The organism is Enterobacter roggenkampii, assembly GCF_001729805.1.
Lineage (GTDB): Bacteria > Pseudomonadota > Gammaproteobacteria > Enterobacterales > Enterobacteriaceae > Enterobacter > Enterobacter roggenkampii.
The window spans coordinates 4738155-4748414 of record NZ_CP017184.1 but is presented as its reverse complement, the minus strand read 5'-3'; the positions used below and the strand labels follow the sequence as shown (position 1 = coordinate 4748414).

Annotated in this window: 11 protein-coding genes; 7 read left to right on the top strand and 4 right to left on the bottom strand. The window is 49.2% G+C overall.

What is annotated here, in order from left to right; translation table 11 throughout:
* Positions 1–271 precede the first annotated feature (271 nt).
* The 6 genes from rpmH to BFV67_RS22265 all read left to right on the top strand — a co-directional run bounded on the left by rpmH (position 272) and on the right by BFV67_RS22265 (position 5425).
* A complete protein-coding gene (rpmH, locus tag BFV67_RS22285; protein WP_000831330.1) occupies positions 272–412 on the top strand; it encodes a 50S ribosomal protein L34 in 141 nt (46 codons plus the stop codon).
* 16 nt (positions 413–428) lie between these two features.
* Positions 429–788, top strand: a complete 360-nt coding sequence (rnpA, locus tag BFV67_RS22280; RefSeq protein ID WP_021242673.1) for a ribonuclease P protein component — start codon at positions 429–431, stop codon at positions 786–788.
* On the top strand, positions 752–1009 hold the full coding sequence (gene yidD, locus BFV67_RS23660) for a membrane protein insertion efficiency factor YidD (protein WP_001307474.1): 258 nt from the start codon (positions 752–754) through the stop codon (positions 1007–1009). Before rnpA ends, yidD begins: the two co-directional genes overlap by 37 nt.
* A gap of 2 nt (positions 1010–1011) precedes the next feature.
* Positions 1012–2655 carry a membrane protein insertase YidC gene (yidC, locus tag BFV67_RS22275; protein ID WP_008500173.1) on the top strand — a complete coding sequence of 548 codons (1644 nt, stop codon included), beginning with the start codon at positions 1012–1014 and terminating at the stop codon, positions 2653–2655.
* Positions 2656–2727: 72 nt separating this feature from the next.
* Positions 2728–4092, top strand: a complete 1365-nt coding sequence (mnmE, locus tag BFV67_RS22270; RefSeq protein WP_032654291.1) for a tRNA uridine-5-carboxymethylaminomethyl(34) synthesis GTPase MnmE — start codon at positions 2728–2730, stop codon at positions 4090–4092.
* A gap of 163 nt (positions 4093–4255) precedes the next feature.
* The gene (locus BFV67_RS22265) at positions 4256–5425 is read left to right on the top strand and encodes a site-specific integrase (protein WP_069598929.1); all 1170 of its coding nucleotides are present in this window, start codon (positions 4256–4258) and stop codon (positions 5423–5425) included.
* 244 nt (positions 5426–5669) lie between these two features.
* Here the strand turns inward: BFV67_RS22265 and BFV67_RS22260 are convergent, their stop codons facing one another.
* Genes BFV67_RS22260 through BFV67_RS23655 form a run of 3 tightly spaced genes read right to left on the bottom strand, consistent with a single transcriptional unit; the run spans position 5670 to position 7948 of the window.
* Positions 5670–6014, bottom strand: a complete 345-nt coding sequence (locus BFV67_RS22260; protein ID WP_069598928.1) for a helix-turn-helix transcriptional regulator — start codon at positions 6012–6014, stop codon at positions 5670–5672.
* Between the two features lie 57 nt (positions 6015–6071).
* Positions 6072–7760 carry a DUF927 domain-containing protein gene (locus tag BFV67_RS22255; protein WP_235610632.1) on the bottom strand — a complete coding sequence of 563 codons (1689 nt, stop codon included), beginning with the start codon at positions 7758–7760 and terminating at the stop codon, positions 6072–6074.
* Positions 7751–7948, bottom strand: a complete 198-nt coding sequence (locus BFV67_RS23655; protein ID WP_071965113.1) for a helix-turn-helix transcriptional regulator — start codon at positions 7946–7948, stop codon at positions 7751–7753. Before BFV67_RS23655 ends, BFV67_RS22255 begins: the two co-directional genes overlap by 10 nt.
* Before the next feature lie 532 nt (positions 7949–8480).
* Here BFV67_RS23655 and mobI point away from each other — a divergent pair.
* Positions 8481–9158 (top strand): conjugative transfer protein MobI(A/C), encoded by a 678-nt coding sequence (gene mobI, locus BFV67_RS22250; protein ID WP_069598926.1) that lies wholly within the window; start codon positions 8481–8483, stop codon positions 9156–9158.
* 57 nt (positions 9159–9215) lie between these two features.
* Here the strand turns inward: mobI and BFV67_RS22245 are convergent, their stop codons facing one another.
* The gene (locus tag BFV67_RS22245) at positions 9216–10250 is read right to left on the bottom strand and encodes a virulence RhuM family protein (RefSeq protein WP_069598925.1); all 1035 of its coding nucleotides are present in this window, start codon (positions 10248–10250) and stop codon (positions 9216–9218) included.
* Positions 10251–10260 lie beyond the last annotated feature (10 nt).

The following is a 10260-nucleotide window of genomic DNA, read 5'->3' as shown; positions in this document are numbered from 1 at the left end:
AGATCCGGGACGATCCTTGCGCTTTATCGGTGAGCCCGTATAATCCTCGACCCGGCGCGTGATGCTCATCTTCCTGCGTCGTCCGTTGCTCATTTTCCACGCGAAAACGTGCGGAAATACGCGGGAAATAAGGAAAGAGAATTGACTCCGGAGTGTACAATTATTACAATCCGGCCTCTTTAATCACCCACGCTGAGGCGTTAGTCGTTCGAAACTCGTTCGGGTATACGCAAAAGTCAGTGAATTTATTCAAGTTTAGGTAGAAATCGCCATGAAACGCACTTTTCAACCGTCTGTACTGAAGCGCAACCGTTCTCACGGCTTCCGTGCTCGTATGGCTACTAAAAATGGTCGTCAGGTTCTGGCACGTCGTCGTGCTAAAGGCCGCGCTCGTCTGACCGTTTCCAAGTAATAAAGCTAACCCCTGAGTGGTTAAGCTAGCATTTCCCAGGGAGTTACGTTTGTTAACTCCCGCTCATTTCACTTTCGTCTTCCAGCAGCCACAACGGGCTGGCACGCCGCAAATCACCATCCTCGGCCGCCAAAATTCGCTGGGGCATCCCCGCATCGGTCTCACAGTCGCCAAGAAAAATGTTAAGCGTGCGCATGAACGCAATCGGATTAAACGTCTGACGCGTGAAAGCTTCCGTTTACGTCAGCACGAACTGCCTTCAATGGATTTCGTGGTGGTGGCGAAGAAAGGGGTTGCCGACCTCGATAACCGTGCTCTCTCGGAAGCGTTGGAAAAATTATGGCGCCGCCACTGTCGCCTGGCTCCCGGGTCCTGATAGCCCTCATTCGGGTCTATCAACGCCTGATTAGTCCGCTACTCGGGCCGCACTGCCGTTTCACACCAACATGCTCAAGCTACGGAATTGAGGCATTGCGCAGGTTTGGAGTGATAAAAGGCAGTTGGTTGACGGTGAAACGCGTATTAAAATGCCACCCTTTACACCCCGGTGGAGACGACCCCGTCCCCCCAGGACCCTTTGATACCAGAGAACACTAACGATGGATTCGCAACGCAATCTTCTTATCATCGCTTTGTTGTTCGTGTCTTTCATGATCTGGCAGGCATGGGAGCAGGATAAAAATCCTCAACCCCAGCAGCAGACCACGCAGACTACGACCACCGCAGCGGGTAGCGCCGCCGACCAGGGCGTACCGGCCAGTGGCCAGGGGAAACAGATTACGGTTAAGACCGATGTGCTTGAGCTGACAATCAACACCCGTGGTGGTGATGTTGAGCAGGCGCTGCTGTTGACCTACCCGAAAGAGCTGAAGTCTAACGAACCGTTCCAGTTACTGGAAACCACGCCTGAGTTTATCTACCAGGCGCAGAGCGGCCTGACCGGTCGTGACGGCCCGGATAACCCGGCTAACGGTGCGCGTCCACTGTATAACGTCGAGAACGACACCTTTGTGCTGGCTGATGGCCAGAACGAACTCGTTATCCCGATGACCTATACCGACGCCGCAGGCAACACCTTCACCAAAACCTTCACCCTGAAGCGCGGTGAGTATGCGGTGAACGTGGGCTACAGCGTACAGAACGCCAGCGCGAAACCGCTGGAGCTGTCGACCTTTGGCCAGCTGAAGCAGTCCATCAATCTGCCGTCTCACCGTGACACCGGAAGCAGCAACTTTGCGCTGCACACCTTCCGTGGCGCGGCGTACTCCACGCCTGACGCGAAGTACGAGAAATACAAATTCGACACCATTGCCGATAACGAAAACCTGAACGTCAGCGCTAAAGGCGGTTGGGTGGCGATGCTGCAGCAGTATTTCGCGACGGCGTGGGTGCCAAATAACGACGGTACCAACAACTTCTATACCGCGAACCTGGGTAACGGCCTTGCAGCCATCGGCTACAAATCTCAGCCGGTTCTGGTACAGCCGGGTCAAACCGGTAAGCTGGCCAGCACCCTGTGGGTTGGCCCGGAAATTCAGGACAAAATGGCCGCTGTTGCGCCGCACCTGGATCTGACCGTGGATTACGGTTGGTTGTGGTTCATCTCTCAGCCGCTGTTTAAGCTGCTGAAGTTCATCCACAGCTTCCTGGGTAACTGGGGCTTCTCCATCATCGTTATCACCTTCATCGTTCGTGGCATCATGTACCCGCTGACTAAAGCGCAGTACACCTCTATGGCGAAGATGCGCATGCTGCAGCCGAAGATTCAGGCAATGCGTGAGCGTCTGGGCGATGACAAACAGCGTCAGAGCCAGGAAATGATGGCCCTGTATAAAGCAGAGAAAGTGAACCCACTGGGTGGCTGCTTCCCGCTGCTGATTCAGATGCCAATCTTCCTTGCGCTGTACTACATGCTGATGGGTTCCGTTGAGCTGCGCCACGCGCCGTTCGCGCTGTGGATCCATGACCTGTCCGCACAGGACCCGTACTACATCCTGCCGATCCTGATGGGCGTGACGATGTTCTTCATCCAGAAGATGTCGCCGACCACCGTGACCGACCCGATGCAGCAGAAGATCATGACCTTTATGCCGGTCATCTTCACCGTGTTCTTCCTGTGGTTCCCGTCAGGTCTGGTGCTGTACTATATCGTCAGCAACCTGGTGACCATCATCCAGCAGCAGCTGATTTACCGTGGTCTGGAAAAACGTGGCCTGCATAGCCGCGAAAAGAAAAAGTCCTGATCCGATAAGTTAACGCTAAAATAAGGGCGGTCGATTGACCGCCTTTTTTATTTGTATTGAACGAGAGCAACCATGAGCCATAACGACACTATCGTCGCCCAGGCAACCCCACCGGGACGCGGTGGTGTTGGCATTCTGCGTATCTCCGGCCTGAAGGCGCGCGAGGTCGCCGAAGCGGTGCTGGGTAAACTGCCAAAGCCGCGCTACGCTGATTACCTGCCGTTTAAAGATGCCGACGGCACCCCGCTGGACCAGGGCATTGCGCTGTGGTTCCCCGGCCCGAACTCCTTTACCGGTGAAGACGTGCTGGAGCTGCAGGGCCACGGCGGCCCGGTTATCCTCGACCTGCTGTTAAAACGGATCCTGACCCTGCCGGGCCTGCGCATTGCGAAGCCGGGCGAGTTCTCCGAACGTGCCTTCCTCAACGACAAGCTCGACCTGGCGCAGGCGGAGGCCATTGCAGACCTGATCGACGCCAGTTCTGAACAGGCGGCCCGCTCTGCTCTGAACTCGCTGCAGGGGGCATTCTCCGCGCGTGTGAATCACCTCGTGGAAGCACTTACTCACCTTAGGATCTACGTGGAAGCGGCTATCGACTTCCCGGACGAGGAGATCGACTTCCTCTCTGACGGCAAAATCGAAGCCCAGCTCAACCAGGTAATGGCCGATCTCGACGCCGTTCGTGCCGAAGCGCGCCAGGGCAGCCTGCTGCGCGAAGGGATGAAGGTGGTGATTGCCGGACGCCCGAACGCCGGTAAATCGAGCCTGCTGAACGCCCTGGCGGGCCGTGAAGCGGCAATCGTAACCGACATTGCCGGCACCACTCGCGACGTGCTGCGCGAGCACATCCACATCGACGGCATGCCGCTGCACATCATCGACACCGCCGGTCTGCGCGATGCCAGCGACGAGGTTGAGCGCATCGGTATCGAACGCGCCTGGCAGGAGATCGAGCAGGCCGACCGCGTGCTGTTTATGGTGGACGGCACCACGACCGACGCCGTTGACCCGGCAGAGATCTGGCCGGACTTTATTGCCCGTCTGCCGGCCAAACTGCCGATCACCGTGGTGCGTAACAAAGCGGACGTGACCGGCGAAACGCTCGGTATCAGCGATGTGAATGGTCACTCACTGATCCGCCTGTCGGCGCGGACCGGTGAAGGCGTGGATGACCTGCGTAACCATCTCAAGCAGAGCATGGGTTTTGACACCAGTATGGAAGGCGGCTTCCTGGCGCGTCGCCGTCACCTGCAGGCGCTGGAAGAGGCGGCACGCCATCTTGACCAGGGCAAAGCGCAGCTGATTGGCGCGTGGGCAGGTGAACTGCTGGCGGAAGAGCTGCGTCTGGCGCAACAGAATCTGAGCGAGATCACCGGGGAGTTTACGTCGGACGATCTGCTCGGACGGATCTTCTCGAGCTTCTGTATTGGGAAGTAAAATAGTAAAACGTATCAAACCAAATCAAAACAACATTATGATTTTAAAATAATTTTGTTTTACTTGGTGGGAAGTGATTTGAAGGGTTTTGTCGATTCTTGCGCCACGTGTGCGCCACAGATAAATTCTGGCGCACATATGGCGCACAAGATGAGAAAAACCTATGAAAATCAGCATACATAAACGAGATCCAGATAAAAATGGCCTGCGAGCTATCAGGCTTGTTTACTATTATGGATCAAAGACCTCGGAAGACGGCTCAAGAGCTCAAAAACGCTCATACGAGACGTTAAATCTGTTCCTCTACGCCAAGCCCAAAAACGTAGTTGAGCGCGAGCACAACAAAACCACATTGCAAAAAGCCGAAGCGATTCGTGCCAAGCGTCTACTGGAAATGGAATCAGCCAAACACGGCTTAGATGATCGCACTAAACTCAATGCCAGCTTCTTTGACTACTTCGATCAAGCAACAGCAAGTAAAGCATCCTGTAGTAAATCCAATTACTCAATTTGGGTTTCAGCGGGCATCCATCTCCACCGATACCACGGCCACGCAGAACTCACTTTTGAACAGGTAGATAAATACTTTTTGGAAGGGTTCCGCCATTACCTACAGCATGAGGCAATGACAAAATCAGATACCGGCCTCTCTAGGAATACCGCCTGTAGCTACTTCAATAAAATTCGGGCAGCACTCAACCAAGCACAACGAGACCGAATCATCAGAGATAACCCTGTTGAACAAGTCAAATCCATCAAAGCAGAGAGGACTCAGCGCACTTATCTCACTCTGGATGAGGTAAAGGCCCTTACTAAGGCAGAATGCCGTTACGATGTGCTACGAAGAGCATTTCTGTTTTCCTGCACTACTGGTCTACGCTGGTCAGACATACATAAACTGGTATGGAGTGAAATTGAACTGTTTGCTCAAGGGCACTACCGAATCATCTTTTCCCAGATAAAGATCAAAAACTCGGGCAATGGCCTGCAATATCTCGACTTACCGGATTCAGCAGTGCGTTTGCTCAACTTGGAAAACAGGGGAAAACCGACAGAACGGGTTTTTAAGGGCTTACGTTACGACAGCTATAGCAACGTCGCGCTAGTGCAGTGGGCTATACGTGCCGGGATCACCAAACACGTGACCTTTCATGCAGGCCGCCACACCTTTGCAGTAAACCAACTGGCCCGAGGCCTGGACATCTATTCCCTTTCCAGATTACTTGGCCACAGCGAACTCAGAACGACAGAAATTTACGCAGACATTCTGGAAACCCGCCGCACAGAGGCCATGCGGACCTTTCCAGATATCTTCGATGAGTCATCAGACTAAGAGCATTATTACAACCAAACGACGACATCTTTATAAACAAAAGGGCACCTCGACAGTGCCCTCCATCAACCACATAAGATTCGTTAGTTTTTGCAGCCGTTCTTATCACATGTGATTTTCTCGTGGAAATTAACCCAAGCCTGAGCTGTCAATTCGACGAGTAACCGTTACATGTCACAGTTAAAAATGTGACATGTAACGTATCTAATCATTCCTTTTTATTTTCATAACGTTAATCCACAACCTAATATCTCCGGCCATACAATTTTCGGTTAGCCACTAGATGATCAGCAGCGGCTTTATCAATCTCATTAGAAGAAGCCACACGATTACTCTGCAACCAAGCCAAGATATCTGCTCGCCTGAAGAACACCCGATTGCCATTAGGTTTGAAAAATGGGATCTTGCGTTCGTGAGTCAACCGGTACAAAGTGCTCTTCTTTAACCCCGTCAGCTCAGCGCATTCCTCGACGGTGAGGATTTCCTTTGTCGTGTCAGGACGTTGCTCGTTTTTAATATGATCGGTAATCAGTTTTTTAAGCAGCGACATATCCATCAGCATGCGCTGAAGCATCTCTTTTTCAGTCATGTTGATACTCCTACCTCAGAATCAAACAGGGAAAAGTGGGAAAGTGGGATATTTGAATTATTCATCATCGACTTGCTCCATCTTCAGCATTGCTTGCCTCACCCTGTCAGGCCAAAGGGCAAAAAAACGATAGTAGCGACCGCTCATCTTTAGCTTATAGGTACCACGGCTACGTTCATTACTTTCAAGACATTGACGGCGGAAGAGCAGCTCAACATCACGCATATAATGAGTTGGCAAATTTAAGCCTTTCAAAAATTCATCTTTGTGGATGAGCCAAAGCTCCTCACCATCGATAAACCGTCGATATCCTATGCTTGTTGGCCTATATACATCGCCTTCTTTAGCAAGTCGTTTGTCCCACTTAGCGAGAACACCGCCAATCTTTTGTAGTAAGCTATATTCCTCAAGATTCATTAAATGACCGCGACTTCCCAACCAAACCCGATATAAGCTGTGCACTGCTTGCTCTGATTCGTCCTCACTCCAATTAACCAGAAAGTTACGAGAGGCAAGCTGCAAGGCCACTAAAATCAGCGCAAAACGCCGGGTGACTCGCTGCACCTGTGAGGATGAATCCGGCAGTAGCCAGCTATCAACAATGCGCTGTAATTCCTTTGGCACGTATTGATTAAGATCCACTACATCAGTCGTGATCAATTCGATGAATGATCTCAGCAATGATCCGTACGTTCTCGCACTTGCAGACTTCAGATGATCAATGGCCTTTTGAGGTGTGGAAAAGCTGTGAAGATCATTCAGCACCCCATGCTGACCAATTACCGGAAGTTCAATCAAACGAACTTCTTGCCCGGCCATCGGGCTACGACCCAAACTTTCAAATATCTCTGAGAGCCACTTTTCACCTGAACTTAATACCAGCACACGCCAATGCTCAGATTCAGCAAGCTTGCCGGTTTTATCTGCCCGCAATTTCCCAGCACCATTAAAAATTTGATACAAACAGGTATCGATATCTTCCGCTTTGACCATGCCAATTTCATCAAGCGGTAAAACTAGGTCGTGATGTTCACTTGCGACAGCAGCAATACCATTGGCAGTGCCACTCCAACTTTTCATGAAGTCAGAACCACCACAGACACTTGCACACACTTGGAGAAGTGCGGTTTTACCATCAGCAGAATTGGAAACAATATGAATACCGCCATTCTCCAAACCGGCGGGTTTTAACAGTGGTCCTGCAAGGGCACAGCCAATAGCGAAAATTAAATATGGGTTACCACGACAAAAACGCCCGACTTCTTGTCGCCAATCGTCCAAAGATCCTTTTTGCTGAAAATTTGGGGCAACACGCGGAGATAGATATAGATACGGTTCATCACTCCTACCAGAAATCCAACTGGGCGTAACAAATACCTCACGATGCCAACCAGCCCTTTCCACTATGGTTGCAGTACTCGCTTTGCGCGATTCTTGAACTAAATATTGTTGAATCAGTTTCCACGTATCGATGCCAGTTTCTATCCAAAAACCGCTGTCTAATAACCGCTCTCGAATTAACATAGACTGGCTACCATTCAATATCTTCATCAAAAATACCTCCTGGACAGAACAGCCATCCAGATTGAGCCACTCGCACAACACGCCACTACTCCGAATTCGGTCATCACTACGCACTCTAAAAAGAACGCAAATTGGATCGGAAATTTTCCGTTCTTCACCATCCTGTATGCGGAATAAACCATTATTACGTAGTTCAAGCTGCATTTTTCCACCTACAAACATTGCATCCAAGCCAATACCTCGCTGTGTCGGAAACGGACTGATCGGCCATGAGCATTGAGTTTTATTGGTGAAGGAAATTTTCCACTTTGGACATAACGTCGCAGTGTTGCAGGTGATATTTGAGTTAGAGAACACACCTCTCGATATGTGAGTAGTCTTTCGTCAGTGGTGGATGTAACTTGATTCATAATGCCTCCTGAAAATTATTGAACTTTCATGCAGCATCATCCTAAAAATCAGTTATGAAGCAGACCGCTGGAACTGCCCTTTTTTGGAACTTCAATAATAAATTTCAAGACGCTGATATTTAATGATATTTATTCAATATATAGATTAAAAACAGCCTTGTGAGAACGAAAAGCCTAGCCAACAATGAGTTGCTCGACATTACCGTATCAATTTGTGCGCCAGTGAATACCCAGAGAAAAACTTTCACATGTGAAAGTTTAGAGACCTGTCGATTTACACCTCTTAAAGCCATGTCCCCCATTAAAAATGGAATCATTTAGCTAAGGTCTTTTATTGACGATAAAGCTTGTATGGAATGAATCGTCCAAGGTCCCCCATTAGATAATTATCTGGATAGGAATTGGTTAGGTCTTTTTGGCCAAGACATAACAACAAAAGACCTATGCGCCCAAAAAAGGTACGAAGACAGGCGATGAATTAGGTCACAGGACAATAGACTGACTCTGTATTCACAACGCAAAGGATTATGTCATGACCAAAAATTATTCATTTTTAGAACAACAAATTGTTGCATTTGGTGCAGCATTAAATGGGGGAAATCAACCGCAATCTGAGTACATAAAAGCCTTATCAAAATCATTTAAAGCACTAGAAACACAAATTAATATTTGGGAAACCTTTATTGCCAATAGCACAAACGTTAATAAAGACGATGCTATGCTTTTTTCATTATCAGTGTCAGAGCAATATCTACACTACACCCATAAATCGACCGAAATAGAGCAACTGCGCTACTACTACATAGCCCAGCGAATAGCCGATCTCTATTGGAAGCACAATCGAGACCATAGAGGGAAAGACTCACCTGGGTATCCTGGCCACTTTGGTTGCCGTGTTAGGCTGCGAGAGATGAAATTGGAAATTTTCTGGGTTTATAATGAGTTTAAGCCTAAAAAGAATTCTGACAAATACCAGGTGATCAGCCATTACCTCCCCCGTGAGGGCAATTATCGCTATCCACAAAGCACCTTTACCCGAGCACAAGATTGGGAAAAACCGGTGATTACTGCTGTTGAAGATGCTTTCTCAATAATCCGCAGCGCCAACTCAAATCTAATGCGGGTTAGACAACTGTGCCGTTGGAATGACACCAATCTATTCAAAATGACAGGCGATATCGACGATTTTAAGATGGATAATCCTTTATAGTTATGATCTTACAACACAGCCCTCAACTCATTAGAGATCAGGGCTGCACTATATCGGCTATTTATCTTTTTTGAGTATGGCCTTGAGTGCTGCAATATTAGCCCGCGCGCCTTCGGCTTCTTTTAAACGACGGCGCTGCTGGGCAAAGAGGTCAAACTCCAATTTCGCTTTATCATCAGCGTCTTTCTTGGAGATTTTTCCAGCTCCGCTTAGTACGTCCCGATCATTAAAACTTAAAAACTGGTCAAGCTTATCGGCCCAGTCCTTTAAGAATACCTGTTTGCGACGCAGTGCTTGGTCTTCGGCAAAGTCGAGCCACATATTGACGATGCGATTAAGCTCTTTGATTTCGTCTTCACGCAAATAGTTCTTGGCAACAGTAACGTCAGTCTTGCGAACTTCATCGCTTTTATAGCTGGTTAAGCCCATATCCGGCTTACTGGCATCCACACGGCTGGCGATAAGCTCAGCAGCCGTCATATGCGTACAAGCATAATGCAGTTTGTTCTGAATGGTTTGGAAGAAGCGGTTGGTCTCTTGGTTAGATGGCTCGTAATCAGCAGCCATGGTAAAGATTTCTTTCACCCGCAGATAAACGCGACGCTCACTGGCTCGGATATCGCGAATGCGTTCCAGCATCTCGTCAAAGTAGTCAGGCACCGCAGAGTGACCAACGGGTGGATTTTTGAGGCGCTCGTCATCCATGGCAAATCCCTTAATCAGGTATTCTTTCAGGACTTGCGTTGCCCATTGGCGGAACTGTGTTCCACGTTGCGAACGAACTCTGTAGCCAACAGACAGAATGGCATCGAGATTGTAGTGGTCGATCTCGCGAGATACTTGGCGAGTACCTTCCAATCGAACTATCCGGAATTTCCGGATGGTTGCGTTTTGTACAAGTTCACCCTCGTTGTAGATATTGATTAGATGCTCATTGATTGTGCGAACGTCTTTATCATAAAGCTCAGCCATTGCAGCCTGAGAAAGCCACAACGTGTCAGACTCAAAACGACACTCAACGCGGGTTTGACCGTCAGCACTGGTGAAAAGAACAAACTCACCATGAGGAGCTTGGGGGATATTATCTGTCATGCAATCAACC